The 20,134-nt window shown below is 52.0% G+C and carries 18 protein-coding genes; 5 read left to right on the top strand and 13 right to left on the bottom strand.

What is annotated here, in order from left to right:
- Positions 1-11 precede the first annotated feature (11 nt).
- From F3J40_RS11710 to ltnD, 4 genes are read right to left on the bottom strand one after another with little or no spacing between them, the layout of a single operon-like run.
- Entirely contained in the window at positions 12-797 is a 786-nt protein-coding gene (locus tag F3J40_RS11710) for an HPr family phosphocarrier protein (RefSeq protein ID WP_167014795.1), read from the bottom strand.
- Positions 797-1,423, bottom strand: coding sequence for a 3-oxo-tetronate 4-phosphate decarboxylase (gene otnC / locus F3J40_RS11705; RefSeq protein ID WP_167014793.1), 627 nt, complete (start codon positions 1,421-1,423; stop codon positions 797-799). Before otnC ends, F3J40_RS11710 begins: the two co-directional genes overlap by 1 nt.
- Positions 1,420-2,685, bottom strand: coding sequence for a 3-oxo-tetronate kinase (otnK, locus tag F3J40_RS11700; protein WP_167014791.1), 1,266 nt, complete (start codon positions 2,683-2,685; stop codon positions 1,420-1,422). The genes otnC and otnK overlap by 4 nt, the downstream gene beginning before the upstream one ends.
- The gene (ltnD, locus tag F3J40_RS11695; protein ID WP_167014789.1) at positions 2,682-3,587 is read right to left on the bottom strand and encodes an L-threonate dehydrogenase; all 906 of its coding nucleotides are present in this window, start codon (positions 3,585-3,587) and stop codon (positions 2,682-2,684) included. Before ltnD ends, otnK begins: the two co-directional genes overlap by 4 nt.
- Before the next feature lie 257 nt (positions 3,588-3,844).
- Here ltnD and ygbI point away from each other — a divergent pair, with 257 nt between their 5' ends.
- Positions 3,845-4,606 (top strand): DNA-binding transcriptional repressor YgbI, encoded by a 762-nt coding sequence (ygbI, locus tag F3J40_RS11690; protein ID WP_167014787.1) that lies wholly within the window; start codon positions 3,845-3,847, stop codon positions 4,604-4,606.
- A gap of 12 nt (positions 4,607-4,618) precedes the next feature.
- Here ygbI and rluF read toward each other — a convergent pair whose 3' ends face one another.
- On the bottom strand, positions 4,619-5,491 hold the full coding sequence (gene rluF / locus F3J40_RS11685) for a 23S rRNA pseudouridine(2604) synthase RluF (RefSeq protein WP_167014785.1): 873 nt from the start codon (positions 5,489-5,491) through the stop codon (positions 4,619-4,621).
- A 252-nt stretch (positions 5,492-5,743) separates the two neighbouring features.
- On the opposite strand from rluF, the gene F3J40_RS11680 reads away from it, so the two are divergent.
- Positions 5,744-7,012, top strand: coding sequence for an OprD family porin (locus F3J40_RS11680; protein WP_167014783.1), 1,269 nt, complete (start codon positions 5,744-5,746; stop codon positions 7,010-7,012).
- Between the two features lie 35 nt (positions 7,013-7,047).
- Here the strand turns inward: F3J40_RS11680 and gabP are convergent, their stop codons facing one another.
- Both gabP and gabT read right to left on the bottom strand, forming a co-directional pair.
- Complete coding sequence (gene gabP, locus F3J40_RS11675) at positions 7,048-8,442, bottom strand: GABA permease (protein ID WP_167014781.1); 1,395 nt, start codon at positions 8,440-8,442, stop codon at positions 7,048-7,050.
- 94 nt (positions 8,443-8,536) lie between these two features.
- Positions 8,537-9,823: a 4-aminobutyrate--2-oxoglutarate transaminase gene (gene gabT / locus F3J40_RS11670; RefSeq protein ID WP_167014779.1), complete on the bottom strand. Its 1,287-nt coding sequence runs from the start codon at positions 9,821-9,823 to the stop codon at positions 8,537-8,539.
- A gap of 109 nt (positions 9,824-9,932) precedes the next feature.
- On the opposite strand from gabT, the gene pdxR reads away from it, so the two are divergent.
- Positions 9,933-11,444, top strand: a complete 1,512-nt coding sequence (pdxR, locus tag F3J40_RS11665; protein WP_205297326.1) for a MocR-like pyridoxine biosynthesis transcription factor PdxR — start codon at positions 9,933-9,935, stop codon at positions 11,442-11,444.
- 154 nt (positions 11,445-11,598) lie between these two features.
- On the top strand, positions 11,599-12,519 hold the full coding sequence (locus F3J40_RS11660; RefSeq protein WP_167014777.1) for an Rpn family recombination-promoting nuclease/putative transposase: 921 nt from the start codon (positions 11,599-11,601) through the stop codon (positions 12,517-12,519).
- Here the strand turns inward: F3J40_RS11660 and F3J40_RS11655 are convergent, their stop codons facing one another.
- Both F3J40_RS11655 and bla read right to left on the bottom strand, forming a co-directional pair.
- Positions 12,520-13,209 carry an MBL fold metallo-hydrolase gene (locus tag F3J40_RS11655; RefSeq protein WP_167014775.1) on the bottom strand — a complete coding sequence of 230 codons (690 nt, stop codon included), beginning with the start codon at positions 13,207-13,209 and terminating at the stop codon, positions 12,520-12,522.
- Between the two features lie 542 nt (positions 13,210-13,751).
- The gene (bla, locus tag F3J40_RS11650) at positions 13,752-14,588 is read right to left on the bottom strand and encodes a class A beta-lactamase (RefSeq protein ID WP_240155445.1); all 837 of its coding nucleotides are present in this window, start codon (positions 14,586-14,588) and stop codon (positions 13,752-13,754) included.
- A 251-nt stretch (positions 14,589-14,839) separates the two neighbouring features.
- On the opposite strand from bla, the gene F3J40_RS11645 reads away from it, so the two are divergent.
- Positions 14,840-15,937, top strand: a complete 1,098-nt coding sequence (locus F3J40_RS11645; RefSeq protein ID WP_240155434.1) for a glycosyltransferase — start codon at positions 14,840-14,842, stop codon at positions 15,935-15,937.
- 42 nt (positions 15,938-15,979) lie between these two features.
- On the opposite strand, the gene F3J40_RS11640 is transcribed toward F3J40_RS11645, so the two are convergent.
- The 4 genes from F3J40_RS11640 to F3J40_RS11625 form a co-directional block, all read right to left on the bottom strand.
- A complete protein-coding gene (locus F3J40_RS11640; protein WP_017349121.1) occupies positions 15,980-16,846 on the bottom strand; it encodes a MurR/RpiR family transcriptional regulator in 867 nt (288 codons plus the stop codon).
- 102 nt (positions 16,847-16,948) lie between these two features.
- Entirely contained in the window at positions 16,949-17,278 is a 330-nt protein-coding gene (locus tag F3J40_RS11635; RefSeq protein ID WP_205297325.1) for a PTS glucitol/sorbitol transporter subunit IIA, read from the bottom strand.
- A gap of 23 nt (positions 17,279-17,301) precedes the next feature.
- Positions 17,302-18,318: a 2-keto-3-deoxygluconate permease gene (locus F3J40_RS11630; protein WP_167014770.1), complete on the bottom strand. Its 1,017-nt coding sequence runs from the start codon at positions 18,316-18,318 to the stop codon at positions 17,302-17,304.
- A gap of 81 nt (positions 18,319-18,399) precedes the next feature.
- On the bottom strand, positions 18,400-20,118 hold the full coding sequence (locus F3J40_RS11625; protein WP_167014768.1) for a four-carbon acid sugar kinase family protein: 1,719 nt from the start codon (positions 20,116-20,118) through the stop codon (positions 18,400-18,402).
- Between the last annotated feature and the right edge of the window lie 16 nt (positions 20,119-20,134).

Raw genomic sequence — 20,134 nt, 5'->3', positions numbered from 1 at the left:
ACACTTTTCGGTCAGGCTTTTTTTGCCCACGGCTGGAACCAGCCGAGCCCCTCAAGCGTGGTGGTGCGTGGGATATATTCACAGCCGATCCAGCCGCTGTAGCCCACTTCATCCAACAGCTTAAACAGCCATGGATAATTGATTTCGCCCTCATCAGGCTCGTGACGGTCCGGCGCGGAGGCAATCTGGATGTGGCGATAACGCCCTGCGTTATCGCGGATCAAACGGCTGAGGTTGCCATCCACCAGTTGGGCGTGGAACAGATCCAGCTGCGTAAACACATTCGGTCGGTCGATACGCGCGGCGATATCCAGCGTCTGATACTGGCTGGCGTAGAGATAACCCGGTTTGGTTTTCGGATTCAGCGCTTCAAGCAGCAGTGCAATACCGTGCGGTGCAAAGCGTTCTGCCGCATAGTGCATGTTGCTGATAAAGGTCTCGACGTAGGCCTCACGCGAAGCCTCCTCGGGGACCACAGAAGCCATCACATGAACTTGCGGTACGCCTAATACCCGCGCATATTCCAGAGCGCGATCGATATCCGCTCTGGCATCAGCTTCACGTCCTGGCGTCGCCGCCAGCCCCCACTCTCCGGCGGCAACATTGCCCGGTGCCGTGTTAAACAGCACCAGCTCAAGCTGATTGTCATCCAGCAGCTGTTTTAACTGCGTAGCGGGATAGTCATACGGAAACAGAAATTCGACCGCGGTGAAACCCGCTGCGGCTGCGGCGGCAAAACGTTCAAGAAACGGCACTTCCGTGAACATCATGGATAAGTTGGCTGCAAACTTTGGCATCAGTAATTCCTTAATTCCGCAACTTCTTCAGGGGTGAGATAACGAATCGCGCGGTTACCCAGGGTGAACATCAGTCGCGCCGTCTCCTCCAGCTCTTCCGTATTGTTGGCCGCTTCACGCAGAGATTTACCCACGACCACCGGACCATGATTCGCTAACAAGAAGGCGCTGTAGCGGCTGGCCAACTGCGCCAGATCCTGTGCCAGTCGGTCATCACCTGGCTTGTAGTAAGGCACCACAGGCACATCACCTACGCGCATCACCACGTAAGGGGTAAACGGACGAATACAGTTTTCAGTGTCCAGCCCTTCCAGGCAGGAGAGCGCCGTCAAATAGTGGCTGTGCAGATGCACCACCGCTTTGCATTCTGGATTGTTCAGATACAGCGCACGGTGAAAGGCGATCTCTTTCGAGGGTTTATCGCCGGAGATCCATTCGCCCTGTAGTGTCACTTTCGACAGGCGATCGGCTTCCAGCTCACCGAGACAAGACCCGGTTGGCGTCGCTAACAGATTGCCATCTTCCAGCAACAGCGACAGATTCCCTGCCGAGCCGGTGGCATAGCCGCGATCAAAAAATGAGGCACCGAGCTTCACCATTTCCAGACGAGCTTGTTGTTCGGTCACTGTGAAAACTCCGTTTGTGCGCGGCGGAAGAATTGCTCATCGCCAAAGTTGCCCGATTTCAATGCCAGCGACAGCGGCTGGTGAATATCACGCACCCAGGGAACCCCAGGAGAGATGGTCGGGCCGATGTGGAAAGCAGTGACGCCCAGGCTCTGCGCCACCACGCCAGAAGTTTCTCCTCCGGCGACGATAAAGCGCTGCCAGCCTCTTGCCTGCAACTCACGGGTCACTGCAGCAAATAACTGTTCAACCGCATGACTACTGCGCTCGGCTCCGTATTGCTGCTGGATCAGCTGCAATTGCTGGGCATCTGCGGTAGCAAACAACAACGGGGCCAGCGATTGGTCGCTGTTGGCAACCACCCAGTCACACAGTTCCTGAGCATACGCGGAGGCATTCTCCAGGCAGCGCACCACATCCACTTCATGAGAAGGTGCCTGTTGACGATAGGCATTAACCTGTTTGTTGGTCATCTGGGAGCAAGACCCAGAGATGACCACTGCGCGGGCACCCTGTGGACGGCCTGCATTCTCAGCAGCCCGGCTATTGCTGCCCGGTTGCGCCCATTGACGCGCCAGACCAATAGCCAGACCCGATCCTCCCGTCACCAGGCGCATATCACGCAGGGCTTCCCCCTGAACCAACAGGTGCTGTTCGTTCAGCGTATCCAGCGCGACATAGTTAATCCCCTGCGCTTTCAACTCGGCAAGCCTGGTGCGGACAGCTTCCGCGCCTTGATCCAGGACCGGAGCCGCGATCAATCCGGCTTTACCCTGAGACTGACGCTCCATCAATCGCAACAAGTTGCTGTCGGTCATTGGTGTCACGGGGTGATGACGCATACCCGAATCAGACAGCAGTTGTTCACCGACAAACAGATGACCGAGATAAACAGTACGGCCATTAACCGGTAACGCCGGACAGATCACCGTTTGCGTCTCGCCCAGTTCCGCTAATAAGGCATCGGTCACCGGGCCAATGTTGCCTTTTTCAGTGCTGTCGAAAGTAGAGCAGTACTTGAAGTAAAAACGGTCACAGCCTTGCGCCTGCAACCAACGTAAGGCTGCCAGCGACTGCTCCACCGCTTCATTGACCGGATTAGAACGCGACTTCAGGCTGATGACGATAGCTTCTGCCGTCAGGGTGTCATGCTGCTGCGGCACACCGTTGAACTGGATGGTGGATAGCCCGTTTTGCACCAGGAAGCTGGCGATGTCGGTCGCCCCGGTAAAGTCGTCGGCAATGACTCCTAAACGTGTCATGCTGACTCCTTGCCTTGTGGCAAAGTAATCCCGCTGAAAATCTTAATCACCGCGCTGTCATCTTCACGGCCATGGCCGGCATTGCTGGCCTCGGTAAACATGTTGAGTGCGGTAGACGCCAGTGGCAGCGGGAAATGCAGTGATTTCGCCGTTTCCGCGACCAGGTTCAGGTCTTTCACAAAGATATCAACCGCTGATTTCGGGCTGTAATCGCCATCCACCACATGACGCATGCGGTTCTCAAACATCCATGAGTTACCGGCAGCGTTTGTGACCACGTCATACATGGTGTCCAGTGGAATGCCAGCACGCGCGGCGAGGGCCATCGCTTCAGCACCCACGGCAATATGCACACCGGCCAGCAGTTGGTGAATAATTTTTACCGTGGAGCCAAGACCAATTTCGCTTCCCACGCGATAAACTTTTGCCGCCACCGCATCCAACACCGGCTGTAAGCGTTCAAAGGCCGCATCACTTCCGGAAGCCATCACCGTCATATCGCCGGTTGCTGCTTTTGCCGCACCACCTGAAACCGGTGCATCCAGCATCAGAAGCTGATGCTGTGCCAGCTGCTGTTCAATCTGCTGCGCATCCTGAGCGGAAATGGTGGAAGAAACCATCACGACCGTGCCTGGCTTTAATTTCGCAGCTAAACCGTTGTCACCAAACAGGATGCCTTTTACCTGAGCTGCGTTAACCACCAGCAGCAACACCGCATCCAACTGATCAACAAAGCTGTCTGCTGAGGTTTGCGCATCACGCGCGCCAGCCTGACGCAGTGCTTCCAGCGCTACCGGGTTCAGGTCTACACCCCAGGTGTTTAAACCTGCGCGAATACAAGAGGTTGCAGCCCCCATTCCCATAGAACCTAAACCGATAACACAGACATTTGAGAGTGGCACTGTCGGCCTCCGCTGTTAAATTAAGTGATTATTTGTTCGATACTGTTAATCCTGCCAGCTTATCCGCAGCCGAAATGTGCCAGACATCACAGTTTTCACACAAAAGAACACACATAACAAAAATTCACATTTCACGTCACCGCCTGTTTCACAGGGGATTTCGGACGATTTCATCTCTGATAAGGCCCTTTTTCTGTACGCGTATGCGCAAGATTGTTTTACAATGTGAAAAATTGATAACGCGCGCAGAGGCATACGTGATTCCAGTCGAACGACATCAACAGATATTAGCCATGGTGGCAGAGCGTGGTGTAGTGAGCTTTGCTGAACTCACCGATCGCCTTGGCGTCTCGCATATGACCATCAGACGCGATGTACAAAAACTGGAGGAGCAAGGTTCATTGCTTTCGGTATCGGGAGGCGTACGTTCTGCCGACCGGCTAGCCAGCGAGCCTTCACATCTGGCAAAGACGTCGCTGTATAACGCGGAGAAAGATGCGATTGGTCGTTACGCGGCGCAATATATCCCGCTTAACAGTTGCATCTACATTGATGCCGGGACTACCACGCTGGCGCTGGCTCGCGAGTTGCTGGAGCGTGAGGATTTATTGGTGGTGACCAATGACTTTATGGTGGTCAATCTGCTCATGGAGCAGAGTCGCTGCCGAGTGATCCACACTGGCGGTACGGTGTGCCGTGAAAACCGTTCTTGCGTAGGAGAGAGCACCGCGCGCAGCTTACGTAACCTGGCCATCGATATCGCCTTTATCTCCGCCTCCTGCTGGGGGCCGCGCGGGCTGTTCACGCCTGATGAAGATAAAGTGACGGTCAAACAGACCATCTGTGAGGTCAGCAGCAAGCGGGTCTTACTGAGCGACAGTTCGAAATACAACAAGATTGCGACCTATCTGGCGCTACCGCTAAACAGCTTTGACACCATCGTGACGGACGGCGGTCTGAGCAGCGCAGCGCAGACCGCCTTAAGCAAAGGCAAATGGGAACTGGTGCTGGCGGAGTAATCCGCCACCGGTTTAACGTCCCTTCTTCTTACGGCCAGGTTGGGTGAAACGCTTGCGGTTGCCTGCGTTTGCAGCCGGTTTATCTGCCTGAGCCGTGCTTTTTACCGCCGGTTTTTTCGCTGGCGCACTTTTGGCTGGGGTCTTCTTTTTCGGCTTATCTTCAGAGGTGGAGCTTTCCAGCAGTTTGAACAGATCGATAAGCTCATCGTCAGTCAAATCACGCCACTCGCCCAGCGGGATCCCTTTCAGGCTGACATTCATAATGCGCGTACGTTCCAGCTTGGTCACTTCATAGCCGAAATGCTTGGTCATACGACGGATCTGACGGTTCAGCCCCTGTACCAGGGTGATGCGGAAAACAAAGGTCGACTCCATCTTGACCTTACATTTTTTCGTCACTGTCCCGAGCATAGGAACGCCTGCGCCCATCCCCAGAATAAACTCCTGAGTAATCGGCTTATCGACCGTGACCACGTACTCTTTTTCATGGTTATTACCGGCCCGCAGGATCTTATTCACCAGATCGCCATGGTTAGTGAGGAAAATCAGTCCTTGCGAGTCTTTATCCAGACGGCCAATCGGGAACACGCGTTTGCTGTGATTCACGAAGTCACTGATATTATCGCGTTCGCCCTCTTCCATGGTGGTGATGATGCCCACCGGCTTATTCAGGGCAATCAGGACCAGATCTTCTTCATCGCGCGGTTCAATCAGCTGACCGTTAACTTTTACCTCATCCCCGGCGAATACCTGCGCGCCGACCGTCGCACGTTTACCGTTAATAAATACGTTGCCTTGTTCGATGTAGCGATCGGCATCGCGACGTGAGCAGATACCGCTCTCACTGATATATTTGTTCAGGCGTATGGATGAGTTAGTCAGCATGATTCCTCCGAAAAAAAACGGACTATACAGCAATATTATGTGGCGAAAACGCTTTTTTAACGTCGCAGAGACGACATTACGCCAATAAAACCGTACCGGTCGTAATTATTGACTGGCGGGCGAAAATAACTATTATCCCCCCGCCCAACTTCAGGCGCGAAGCAATCGATTGCATTTCTGCACTTGGCTCCGCCGGGCATTTTTCCTGTCTGTTAAGACAGGCTTTTAACACCAAGCAAGACTGGAATGAAAATGAAAAAATTTAACGTCGCATTGACGTTGCTGGCAGGGGTGATTTCTCAAGCGTGTTTACTGGGTCAGGCTCAGGCGGCGACCTTCTCTTCTTCTGCAGCGTGCAACGCCGATTCAGTCGATTCCCTGACTGAAATGTTCAGCTGTGGCTCGGTACATGGCAGCCTGCGTTCTCTTTACTACTCCACGCACAATGCCTATTTCTCCCATGGCGTGAGCCAGGACACCATCAGCTACGGTGGCAGCGTCAAATACGCGACCGCTGAATATGAAGGATTTAGCCTGGGTGTGAGCGGCATCTTCCAGCGCGGTATCGCCCATAACCAGGATCACCTGGTTAGCGAACTGGCTGATAATGAGACCGGTGTAGGCGAAGCTTACCTGAGCTGGCACTATCAGGATTTCCGCATTACCGCTGGCGATCAACATCTTAACCTGCCTTTCGTCGGTGATTATGACTGGCGTATCACCCCGAGCCTGTTCCGTGGTGTAGATGCCAACTACGGTGACGCAGAGAACTTCCTGCACGCCACCAAAGTCACACGCTATAAACCATGGGGTGACGATCAGTTCCTGCGCACAACCGCCTATGGCGATGAAAGAACCAATGGCATGTGGGCATTGGGTGCAGGTCGTGCGGTGCAATTGGATAATAAAAAGCTGACCGGACAGCTGTGGTATGAAACCTATACCGACTATACCCGCATTGGTTATGCTGACAGCTTCCTGTCATGGACCGATAACGCTGCGCAACCAAAAATCGGCGTGCAGTTCATTCGCGGTGTGAGTGATGGCAAAGCCCTGGCCGGTGAAGTCAACAGCACCAGCTACGGCGCGCAGTTCAGCATGAACCTGTCGCCTGCCGTCCAGTGGTCACTGAACTATGACCATATCGCAGCAAACAGCAATGCCTACGGCAATGGCGCGTTGGTTACCCCTTATGCGCACAATATTTCTTCAGGTCCGTACTTTGCTCAGCCATTCTTTACCAGCACCCAGGATCTGGGCAGCGGCAACGCGTACTCCACTAACCTGAACTGGACCACCAGCGAAACCCTCTCTCTGGGTGCGCAGTACTCGTTCATGGATCTGACTGCCAGCGCAGGCGCAAGCAGCAGCAATCAGTCAGAGTATCTGGTTTACGGGACGTACAGCTTTGATGGCGTGTTGAAAGGGTTGAGCCTGACCGATCAGTTTGGCGTGCAGACCGTGTCGACGTCGGATAGCAGCTTCTGGCAGAACCGTGTGACCTTGCAATACAACTTCTGATAAAAAACGCGCCCCATCGGGGCGCGTTATCACATTCAGTGGCTACGAACCGCTGCGCGATCCTGTTGCCCTTGTTTCTTTCGATGAACCACCCGACTCACCGCCACCACAATCAACGTTAACAGTCCGGTAGCCAGCACCTCAATCCGGTGTACTGGATTAAACAGCATGATCCCTAACACCCCGATAATAAAGGCAATCGTGACCCACGTCAGGCCAGGGAACAACCACATACGGAACGCCATCTTTTCACCCGCCGCTTCGCGTTTCTTACGCAGTACCAGATGAGAAATTGCAATCACCAGATACACCAGCAGTGCAATGGCCCCTGAGCTGGCCAGTAAGAAATTGAAGACTGCGTCCGGCGCGAGGTAGTTAGCAATGACAGCAAGGAACGCCGCTGCTGTAGAGAGCAGAACGGCAACCCACGGGGTGCCACTCCGGCTGGTACGTGCGGCCGCAGCAGGCGCATCTTCACGCTTCGCCAGTGAGTAAAGCATACGCGATGACGTATACAGGGCCGAGTTCAGGCAACTGCACACCGCTGTTAACACCACCAGGTCAACAATCTGACGCGCATAAGGAATGTTCATCAGTTGCAGCGCGGTTTGATATGAACCGACTTTGATCAGTGAAGGCGAATTCCACGGGACTAATGACACGACGAGGAAAATCGACAGCAGGTAGAACAGTGCAATACGCCAAATCACCGAGTTAGTCGCTTTAATAATCTGTGCACCCGGATTTTTTGACTCTGCTGCTGCGATGGTGACAATTTCGGTCCCCATAAACGAGAACATAGTGGTGAGAATAGCAGCCACCACAGCGCCAATACCGTTCGGCATAAAGCCTTGGGTATCAAACAAATGCGAAACGCCGCTGGTTGAACTGCCCGGAATAAAGCCAAATACGGCCAACCCAGCAGTACAAATAAAGGCCACGATGGCGACGACTTTGACGATGGCCAGCCAGAACTCGAATTCACCGTAGTTCTTCACGCTGAATAAATTACTGATAGTTAAAAACAGAGTAATGAGTAAAGTGAACTGCCAGATTGCCACTTGCGGGATCCAGGCATGGAGAATGGTGCCAGCGGCATTCGCCTCAAGTGGAATCACCAATACCCAGAACCACCAGTAAAGCCAACCTATCGTAAAACCTGCCCAACGCCCCAGAGACTTCTCCGCGTAGGTGGAGAAAGAACCGGAATCCGGCGAAGCCACGGCCATCTCCGCCAGCATACGCATAATCAGCACGACCAGCGCACCCGCTGCGATGTAGGCGAGGAGTACCGCAGGCCCGGCTTCCGCAATCGCATGTCCGGACCCCACAAAGAGTCCGGCCCCAATAACACCGCCGATTGAAAGCATACGTACATGGCGTGGTTTCAGGCTCTGGGCCAGCGCATCACGCTCTTTATGTGTTGTCATCTGTTTTCCTTGTCATCAATGCTTAGCCGGTACAGCTGGCCACCTGGTCTTCACAGAAGAGGAGGAATTGGCCCGCACCATGCGGGCCGGGGTGTTATGCAGAAACAGTGCCAACCTGTGGATTCGCCACGCAGGTTTCCATGACCTGAGCCAGAATTTCCAGCGCCTGGTCAAACTGAGCCTGAGGAATGGTGAGCGGATAGAGGAAACGAATGACATTTCCTTTTGGCCCGCAGGTCAGCAGCAGCAGCCCCTGCTCCATCGCCTCTTGCTGAATGGCGGTGGCGAGCGCGGCTTCGGTAAACTCCACTGCAATCATTGAGCCCAGCGCACGTACATCAGTGATGGCTGCGTACTTTTCACTGGCATGGTGCAGAAAACCAGTGAGTTGCTCCCCTAATTGCACCGCACGCTGGCATAACTGCTCTTCGTCAATCACGTCCAACACCGCGTGAGCGGCAGCAATCGCCAGCGGGTTACCGGCGTAGGTGCCACCCAAACCGCCAGGGCCGGGTGCATCCATCACTTCAGCGCGTCCGGCTACTGCCGAAAGCGGCATCCCCCCCGCCAGGCTTTTTGCCATGGTGATCAGGTCAACTTTTACCGGGTAGTGTTCCATGGCAAACAGCTTGCCCGTGCGGGCGAAACCACTTTGCACTTCATCAGCAATCAACAGAATGCCGTGCTGATCGGCCAACGCACGCAGGCGATTAAAGAACTCAACCGGTGCAACATGGAAGCCACCTTCCCCCTGAACCGGCTCAAGCACAATCGCGGCCACATCTTGCGGGGCGATATCCTGGGTGAAGAGGTCCTGTAAGCTGCTGAGCGCATCTTCAATGCTGATACCTTGCAGCGCATTCGGATAACGGGCATGCCACACAGAGGCCGGCATCGGACCAAAATCGCGTTTATAAGGTGCGACTTTGCCAGTCATCGCCATCGTCATGAACGTACGGCCATGGAAAGCGTTGCCGAAGGTAATGATGCCGTGGCGACGCGTGGCAGCACGGGCAATTTTCACGGCATTTTCTACCGCTTCTGCACCCGTGGAGAAAAAGGCGGTTTTGGCCGTTCCGACAACCGGTACACGGGCATTGATGCGTTCAGCCAATGCAACATAGCTCTCGTAGGGAGTGACCTGGAACGCCGTGTGGGTAAATTTTGCGAGCTGTTCTGCAACCGCTTTTTCGATGCGTGGATGGCGATGCCCGGTATTTAATACGGCAATCCCACCGGCAAAATCAGTCCATTGACGCCCTTCGATATCCCACAGCGTTGCATTTTCAGCACGTTCCACATACCACTGGCAAAGATTGCCAGTACCGCGTGGTAATGCTGCATTTTTACGTTGTTGTAGCTGCGCGTTTTTTCCGTTCATACCCTTTCCTCAGTCAGATGCGTCTTTACAAATCACAGTAAACACGGTTATTTAGCCGTGGGGCCAGGTGACTTGCCAGAGCCAATTCAGTACAGAAGGATGGAGCCAATTGCGTACTCTCTACGCCGATCATGTTTTAGAACGTTTACAGTTTTTAACCGAAGGATCGCTGCAACAGCGCCTGCTCAACTGCATGCAAGCCGCGATTATCGAAGGGATTTTTCCGCGCAGCAGCAGGCTTCCTGCTTCGCGTGAACTGGCACGTGAATTAAAAGTTTCGCGCAATACCGTGATTAACGTTTATGAAAATTTAATGGCGCAAGGCTATGTTATTGCACGTACCGGTAGCGGAACCTGGATCGCCGAAGCGCTGCCAGAGGGGTGCTTACAAAGCCCATTAGCCCCACAAGATACGCAAACGTTACCCAGCAAACAGGCGACGATTTCGCGACGCGGTGCAACGTTACTTGGCCATGCCACAGCTTCACCCTACCAATGGGGCGCGTTTGTTCCCGGAGCGCCGGATGTGGCTGCGTTTCCTCACAAGTTGTTTAGTCAGATCCAGGCGCGATTAAGCCGTGAACCGGATGTCCATCGCCTGATTTACAGCAGCGGTGGCGGTTGTCCTGACCTGCGCCATGCCCTGGCGGGTTATTTGCGTGTTGCGCGCTCAGTACGCGCTGATGCTGAACAAATCATCATCACCGAAGGCATACATCAGGCGGTAGATCTGATCTCTCGGGTATTAAGCGATCAGGGCGATACCGCCTGGATCGAAGAGCCGGGGTATTGGGGAACCCGTAACCTGCTGCGCATCAACGGGTTGAAAATTCGTGCCGTTCCGGTGGATGAGCAAGGCTTAATCGCCGATTTACCACCGCGAACAAAAGCGCCAAAATTGATATTTGTGACACCGTCACATCAATATCCCCTCGGTGTCCACCTGAGCCTCGAAAGGCGGCAGCAGTTGCTGGCCCTGGCGCGTCGCCATAACAGCCTGGTAGTGGAAGATGATTACGACAGTGAGTTCCGTTTTTCCGGTCACCCTCACCCTTCACTGCAAGGCCTGGAACCCGATGCCCCCGTGATTTACATGGGAACCTTCAGTAAGACGCTCTACCCCGCGCTGCGCATTGGTTATATGGTGGTCCCCAGGAATCTGGTCGAACCGATGCGCATTGCAGCGGCTGAGCTCTATCGTGGTGGTCATCTGTTAATACAACGAGCGCTGGCCGAATTTATCCAGGCTGGACACTTTAGTGAGCATATTCGCCGTATGCGACTGCTTTACAGCCAGCGGAGACGCTTTTTGTACGGATTGATTGAGCGCTATCTCGGGCCAGAATTTTTGCCAGTGGTAAACCATGATGCCGGGCTGCATCTGGTGATGAACCTGCCTGACGGCTGCGATGATGTGGCTATTGCCGCATCAGCACTGCGGCGGGGAGTCAAAGTCCGCGCACTGTCGCAATATTACATGCTGCCACAGTCACGACGCGGCCTGCTGATGGGTTATGCCTGTGTCGATGAGCGCCAGTGCCAGGACGCCTTTGGTATTCTCAAGGCCTGTCTGGCGGATGCGGGTATTCGTCCACGTAACACTTCCGTTTTTGCACGCTAGATTTAGTCTTCGCGCCAAACCTGGCGCAACACTATGATGAAACAGGAAAGCCGAAAATCAAGACTTGACTTGGTTATTGTCTTTCCTGTAAACTCCAAATGATTCCAGTAAATTCTTGTGTTACTTTTCGCTGGTCCACTCAAGGAGCAGAGAAATGTACACGCCAGCCACTACCTCAACGCCGCATGATGCCATATTCCGCCAGCTACTCTCTTGCGACACAATTGCCAGGGATTTTATTCAATTACACCTGCCATCAGAGTTTCTTAAAATTTGCCAGTTAGACAGCCTTAAACTGGAATCAGGTTCATTTATCGAAGAGAACCTGCGTGCTTGCAATAGTGATGTGTTATACAGCCTCAACACCCAATACGGCATGGGATATGTGTATGTGCTGATCGAACATCAAAGTACTGCCGATCCGCATATGGCATTCAGATTAATGCGCTACGCAGTAGCCGTGATGCAGCGGCATCTGGATGCTGGAAATACCCGTTTACCGTTGGTCGTGCCTGTTCTCTATTACGCAGGTAAACGTACTCCGTACCCTTATTCGAATCGGTGGTTAGACGGTTTTGAGGACCCAGAACTGGCATCCAAAGTCTATAACCGTGATTTTCCGCTGGTCGATGTAACGACAATGCCCGATGCGGAAATCGCAACACAGCGCAAAATGGCGGCACTGACGTTTCTGCACAAACACGTTAAACAGCGGGATTTAATGCAGGTAATGGATGACTTTGTCGCTATTTTGCAACGTCACCACATCACCGCTACGCATTTTCGTCGATTGATTCAGTACATGCTGAGCACCAGCAGTATCGAAGACGTGGATGCGGTATTAGCAACGTTGGCAGAAAAACTGCCACAACGAAAGGAGACATTAATGACATTAGCGGAGCAGTTAATTGCCAAAGGTGAACGCATTGGCAGTGAGAACCTGATGCTGGTAATTGCCCAAAAAATGCTGGATGAAGGTGAGGAGCAAGACCGTATCATTCGGTTAACGGGTATTGATTCTCACAGCCTGGCGGGGATGGTGGCTGATCGTACGCAGGCCGCGCACGATCGGTAATCAACTAAACGCCATCCAGCGGGATTTATCTTGATTGGGCCGCATGCGGAAATTCACAAAGGTTTCGCATTCATCCAGCGCCAGATAAATATTCATCTTATACAAATGATCCATGCGCTGACCGGGTGCCTTAACAAAAGTATGACCGGGGTAAATCAGCGCATCAGCAGCGAGTCTCTGTTTGAGTTGTTGCACGCTATTGAACAACGTTGTTGCCGCTTCCCGATCCGGGCAGAGCCCCACGCCTTCGGCAAACAGGGTATCACCAGTGAAAACGTTTTGGCCTATCTGAAAACAGCTACTGCCGGGCGTGTGACCAGGGGTGATGAGCGTTTGAATCGCCATACCGCCGATTTCAAGTACCTGCTCGCTGAAAAGCTGTAGCTGCTCGGCATGATAACCCGAATGCTCAGCTTCCTGCTGAGAGAGCCAAATTGGGCAGTGGTATCTATCTGCTAATGGCTGCGCCAGATTAATGTGATCGTCATGGGCGTGAGTCACCAGAATCCCCTGCAAATCAACCTGACACTGCTGCATAATCTGTTGGATTTTGTCTAACTGCCACGCAGGATCGATAATAACCGCAGCCCGGTTAGCACAATTAATCACCAGATAGCAGTTGTTGATAAATTTCCCCTGAGCCACTTTTATCGTGATGACCTGGATTCCTGCATCCTCACTGGCTGTCATTATAGATTCCCTGTTTTCTTAGAAATAATCACCTGCATGCCTCACATACAGGCAGTTATGCTGCGGCGTGCCCAATTTGCTGTTTACCCATGTCTGCTACCAGACCGCGTTTTGACAACGCCAGGCTTAATACCTCTGCGGCTGGAAGATACCACATCTCCGTCTTATCATCTTGTTCGTTGAGTACCGTTCTTCGACCCAGAGGAGATCACGTAAAACGGTATCACCTTGTTCAGATAAACATCAAACCCATGACATTAGATTACCAAAACTAATGAAAAATTATGTCACCACCATCAACAAAAACACAACAAATTGATTTTAAACAAAAAATACGCCAAAAAGGAAAAATAAAAAACTAAAAAAATTAATTATTTCTGTTATGGGAAGATCGATATTCATTTAGCTACCCTGCTGTAATAGTCATGACAATTCCCCTTGTTGCAAGGCGCAGGTGCAAAATCTGGCACCATTAGGTAACAAAGACGAAGGTCATACCTGTAGTAGCAGTAGGAGCCGGGCACACACCCGGCGATTGTCGATTAATATTGGGCAGTCACAATCTTCGCTGCGGCGGCCAGTACATCGCGACGGCTTTTAGCATCAGGCTGAGGTTGCACGAAGAAGGTCGTCAGGATCAACGGAGCCCCTTTTTCACGCCAGATCACCGCAATATCGTTAGTCCCACCGTAATCACAAGAGCCGGTTTTATCCCCCACTTTCCAGCCAGAGGGCAAGCCTGCGGCTATGCTCTGACGCCCGGTCGTATTGCCCTTCATCCACTGTACCAGTTGCTCACGCTGGGGAGCAGCAAGTGCCTTGCCCAAGGTAAGCTTTTGCAGGCTATGAGCCATAGATAAAGGCGTGGTGGTATCTCTGGGGTCACCTGGAATGGCACTGTTAAGCTCCGGCTCTTTCCGATCGAGACGAAAATCACTGTCACCCATTTCCTTTGCAAACGCAGTCACCTTTGCCGGTCCCCCAAGATGGTCCAGTATCAGATTCATCGCTGCATTATCACTGTATTGCAAAGCTGCTGCGCTCAACTCGGCCAGCGTCATGCTGCTGCCAACCTGTTTTTCGGTGATGGGGTTGTAGTTCACCAAATCGCTGGCGTTGATGGCCAATCTCTGCTGCAACACCGCACTGTTCTTTTCACTTTGCTGGAGTAATGCTGCCACGGCCATGACTTTGCTGGTGCTGCACATCGGGAATCGCTCATTAGCCCGGTAGCGAATTTGGGTGTTATCCGCACTGTCAATCAGCACCACGCCTAATCGTCCCCCTGACTGCGTTTCAAGTTGGTGCAGCTGCTGCTGAATTTTCTCAGAGCGCGATTCTGCATGCACACCACTGACCACAAAACCCGTTAGTATCAGGATAGCAGCACGAAAATAACCTTTATTTTCAACTCTCAATTCAATACTCCCTATTCTGTAATATTAGCTAAAGAAATGCGTCATGTATTAATGTCATAAAAAAAGATATAATAGATTAAATTGACAAGTCACGCCCTCGTACCGATCACGTTCGGGGTTTATTTACAATGATTTAACGCTTTGATCACCTGGCAAATTGTAATAACGCACGACAGCAATTCACTGCCGGTATAAATAATTAATGAGAACGTATGAAAAAAAGAATCCTCATGCTGGTTGACGGCTTACCAACAGGTAGCGCGGAAAAGGCTGTGTTAACGCTGGCCAGCGGCCTTGTTGCTCTGGGACACCACGTCGCCATTTTTTCGCTCCGTAGCGTATGCCACTATACTCTCCCCGAGGGAGTTGTTTATCAGGTAATTACTGACAAGCATCGTTCGTCATGGCTAAACATTAATGAATCTAAACGTCGCGCACAGCATCTGGACGAGATTATTAGCCGAACGCAGAAATTCGAAGGTGATTATGATTTAGTCATTTCACATTTATATAACAGTGACAAGATCGTAGCGCGTTGCCGCTCATTGGATCAAAATAAAGTCTGGTTTTGCCTGCATGAAATGCTGTCTGTTTCCTCTGATTTATCGCGTTCAGGCTATTCAGGACGCATTAATAAAAAAAGTATTCAGCGTGTTTATCAGCAGCGTAATATTATCGCAGTGTCACAATCAATCCTGGACGATATTAAACAGACTTATCAGATTGAACCGGCACGCAGCGCAATAATTGGTAATCCTTATAATATCGCTGAAATTCAAAATCAGATGAATGAACCCTTCACACCTCCGGAAGAGGCGTATCTGCTGCATGTTGGGGGTCTGGATCAGAATAAGCGACACGATCGTCTGTTAGAAGCGTATGCGCTTTCAGGTGTAACGCTTCCGCTGGTGCTATTAGGGGAAAGTGAAACTGCACAGTTGGGCACGCTTAAAGCCCAGGCGCAGACGTTAGGCATTGAAGACCGGATAATTTTCCAGGGCTACTGTGCTAACCCCTACCCCTGGATGCGTAAGGCAAAAGCGCTGGTTCAAAGTGTAGACACAGAAGGGTTCGGTGACGCCGCACTGGAAGCCATGTTATGCGGCACCCCCGTGATCAGCACGCGCAGTGCAACAGGGACCGTCGCGTTGCTCAAGGGTGATTTAGAGCGAGGCCTGGCGGATGCTAATGCACCAGCGCTGGCAGAGAAGATTCGTGAAGTGGTGACAAACCCGCCTGACGTTTCCGCTGTTGATTTCAGCCAGTTTGAGACGCAACAGGTGTGCCAACAGTACCTGGCACTCAATTAAGCTGCACCGGGCAACAGTGCCCGGTGCCTCAGCGCTCAGAAGCTACTCTGAGCGCTGCTTACGTGAAATAACATAAGCACCAGAATCGATGAGATAGTGTTCTGCATTCTCAATCCGCGCCACCGCCTGCTGACCATGTTTTGCCACTAACAGGGCCAACAAACATTCCGCAATCCCCATTCCTGACACAATCGAAGGGAAAAATGAGGGCCCATCCGTATTGAAGTACAGTGAACAAGCGGCTTTCTGAGCCACGGGTGAAACCGGTGAGTCGGTTATGGCAATAATTTTACTGCCTGCTTTAACTGCCGCATTCACCAGCTTCAGGACTTCTCGTGAGTAGGGGGAAAAACTGGCAATCAGCACGCAGTCATCTGCCGTGAGTTCACGACTGTAAATCTCACTGCCGCTGGCCAGTCCATCAATCAGCGTGACACGGGGATTAAACAGTCGGTAAACATAGAACAGTGACCAGGCAATGGGAAAACTGGCACGGTACCCGCAGATATAAACGTGACGCGCATTATCCAGCAACTCAACCGCCTGCTGCATCGCGGCATGGTTCTCAACTTTGGTGTGTTCCAGGTTACTGGCCTGAGCGTTAAAGACCTCATGGTACAGGTCTTGTTTAGTTTCACTGTTTACCAGTTTTTCCGCTCTTGATACATATGTATCATTTCTTAACCCTAGTTCATCAATGAAAGCATTTTTCAGATCCCCCCAGCCGGGGAAGCCGAGACGCTGAGCCAAACGCATCAGCGTAGCCGGTTGTACTCCTGCACTCACGGCAAAGGTACGCATCGATTCCACAACCAACTGATTGGCATTTTGCAGGGAAAACTCAGCGGCATGTTGAAGTTGAGGCGAAAGTTGGCTGAACTGACTGGTAATTTTGTCACGAAGGTTCATACAAAACAGGTTCTCGGCACAAGGCGGTAAGGTGTTTACCGGCGGAATATGCTGACTTTACCAAAGCTGCGGCGTGGTTAACACCGCTTAAATCCTCGGGTGTTAACTGGACAGGCGAATTTTATCGCCGACCTGCAGAAATTCCGGCACTGGGCCAGTTAAATGCACCGTGCCGGGTAACTCTGCGTTGTTAGCACCATCAAAACTCAACGTAACATGTCCTAACCGGGTGAAGTTTGCATTTGCCACCTCACCCACTGCACTAATTTCTCTCCATTGTTGGCCGATCTGTAACGACCGGCCCGGATATAATGTTTCGCCATCTGGCAACCTGTTGATCACCACACAATAATCAGCCAGTTCCTGAGGAAGCGGTTGGGAAAAAAGTATCACTTTACCCTCACGCAAAAACTCGGCGACATACTGACCCACGGCAATAATCTCAAAGGGCGGCTTCACTTATTTTTATTCGCAACGGTACGGGAAGAGACAGGATAACCAGGGTTTTCTCTGACAACTATCTCAGGTTGCGGCGCTTTAGCCCGCAGGCGCTTATCAAACCAGCCGACCAGCAGCGGTGCCAGCAGCATGGTAATAATGCTGGCTGTTGCTAACTGCGCCGTGGCCGCGTCAACGTAGCTGGCCAGTGAAGGGTCAGCCTGTGCAACCATTGCAGGCGTCAGAGCGGAATTCGCTGCCGTGGTCCCTAATGCAGCACCCAGTGCCGTTTTCTTTTTCAGGAACAGGTTATAGATAAAATAGAACAGCACACCGGTTGCCGCTGAGATTAACCCCAGAACCACGCCTGAAAGCCCGGCGGTGAAGACTGTGTTAATGCTGGAATTGGCACCAATCGCAAACGACATCAGAATAATCACCAGCGGCTGCGCAGCGCTACACAAGCTTTTGAAACGCTCATCCAGGTTGCCCCACAGCATACCAATCACTAACGGCACTAGCATGGAGAGCAGCGCAGCAAAAGGAATATTGGCTAACCCACTGACGCCAAGCACCACCATCGTGACAAATGGACCATCCTTAATGCAAAAGACTGAAATAGCGCCCGCATCACTGGCATCACCGTAATTGCTACACAGCGCAATATACAATGAGCTGTTTGAACTGGTGAGGCAGGCTACGAGTGCCATGGTTGAGATGCCAAAGAAACCCGCTGCACCGAAGAAATAGCCCGCAGCCCAGACCGTCAAGGCCCCCGCCACACATTTCAGGATCAGCAGTACCGAGCCTTTATATAGGGGCAATCCCGCCTGACGAATATTAATTGAGCTCCCGCAGATCAACAGGAAGATGCCCATCATGGCACTGGATCCCACTTTAAATAACGCCGTCGTTGGGCCGCCAAGTGCCAACGCCTGGGGGAAAAAGGTATTAATCAGTATGGCTGCCAGCAGAGGAATAATAATTAAGCCACCTGGTACTTTATTCATTTTCTCGAGAATATTAATATTCATAGATTCGCTCGCCTGAAGAAACTGGACATAAGCATCCCCTTACGCCACTTTTCAGTAGCGTAGAGAAGTGCTGGAGTGTTGTTATTGCTCTGCTTCGCGATAAATACGACTAATAATAGTGCTGACAATATCTTCCGGTCCGGTAAGCCCTCCTTTGCCAACACAGATCAATCCGTCATAGCGGCCACCGATGATCTTCACCATGTCGGTTTGCGGGATAACGTAGTCAATCATTTCAATGCCACTGGCACCTAACGCTTTGACTACATGGACCATAGTGTCACCGCCAGTCAAATACAGCCCTTTAATCTCATCACCCGTGAGTGCCAGCAACTGCTGCACAATGCTGGCCAAACCATGATTGATATTTTCTGCGGCCTGGCCTGGGTTAAGAGAAAACTTCTCTTCTTCATGGGGTAAATCTAACAGTGTCCCGGTTAAAGCGGATTCAAATACAAACAAGGCGTTTTTATTTTGCAACATACTTTGCTGGGCAAACTTTACTACACGTTCAATTTCAATCCCGGCGGCATGTTGACGGTCAATTAATAATTCAGCATCAACCGGAATATGACAAACACGTCGATCGTGGGCAATTAAATGGCTTAATTGTTTTCGTGTCACCGCAGTTGCACTGCCTGCAACAATCAAAATAGATCCGGATTCAGCCTGTGCACTGTTTTCCTGCTGTGAGAGGGAATGTAAATTCCCCATCAGACCACGCTTTGCCGCCAGACGCTCGGTAAAGGGGCCGGGATCCACCGCCAGCACATTCCAGTTTAAACCGATCACTGCTCGAGCAATGGCATCAATGTCGTCCAGCGTAATCGCATCTACTACCACTACCCGGTTGCCCGCCTGCTGCTGCGCCTGTAACGCCGGGACGATTCCTGCCTCTCCCTGTAACACCTGTGCCAGCGCAATGTGCCCGACCGAGAATTGCGTTTGGCGCGCCAGCAAACCAGGTATCCAGGACTCAGTGACAGGTGTACGCACATCCCGTGCCACATCAGTACAAGAGAGGGCTACCGAATCAATAACGGAATAGCCTCCCACCAGAATACGTCGCGACTGCGGCATCGCCGGAACCACTATTGCCAGCGTCTCCTGCGGCAGTTGAGCCAGCATGGCATCAATTTCATAGCCAATCCCGCCACGGAGCGTGGTATCAATTCTTTTCGTGAAGTAGTGCGCACCGCGCGCCTTTAGATTTTGTACCGCTACCGTTACCCGTTGCTGTGCCTCCGCTTTGGGTAAAGGGCGACTGTCACTGCTGACCACCATCGCTGGATAAACAGCATCATTGGCCGCAAAAGTGTCGCTATCAAAGAAGGCGGCACTTTTTAACCCATTGTGGGCCAGTAAGACACCGACAGTGGTTGCCCCTGTCAGATCATCTGCCACGATCCCCAGTTTGCCTCCCTCACCCTGCGGATAAACCCGCTCGATACTGGCCGGTGTGACGCCCGAAACGTAGATATCTTCATGGATGAAGGCGGCTAACGGGCCTGATTTCCCCGTAGGGTGTAGATTGATAGTGGGGATCCCGCGCTTGGGATAGAGCCCACAGCGCAAGGTACCACCACAATCAATCACCATAATGCCAATCTCTTCTGCCGCGGGTTCGCCATGCCTGAAAACATCGACGGATGGCCATCCGGTTAGCTCACACAGGCGATCTACCACGGCTGGACGCTGCCCTCCCGTGATATAGGCAATTTTTTTGGACTGGGCGAGGTTGATGCGAAGTGGCCCGCCCCAACCTTTACCCCCTTTGCCGATCAACAGATAGTTATCCATACACACTCCTTTTAAC

The sequence above is a fragment of the Candidatus Pantoea multigeneris genome (genome assembly GCF_011752615.1).
Lineage (GTDB): Bacteria > Pseudomonadota > Gammaproteobacteria > Enterobacterales > Enterobacteriaceae > Pantoea > Pantoea multigeneris.
This window is presented reverse-complemented; position numbering and strand designations above follow the sequence as displayed.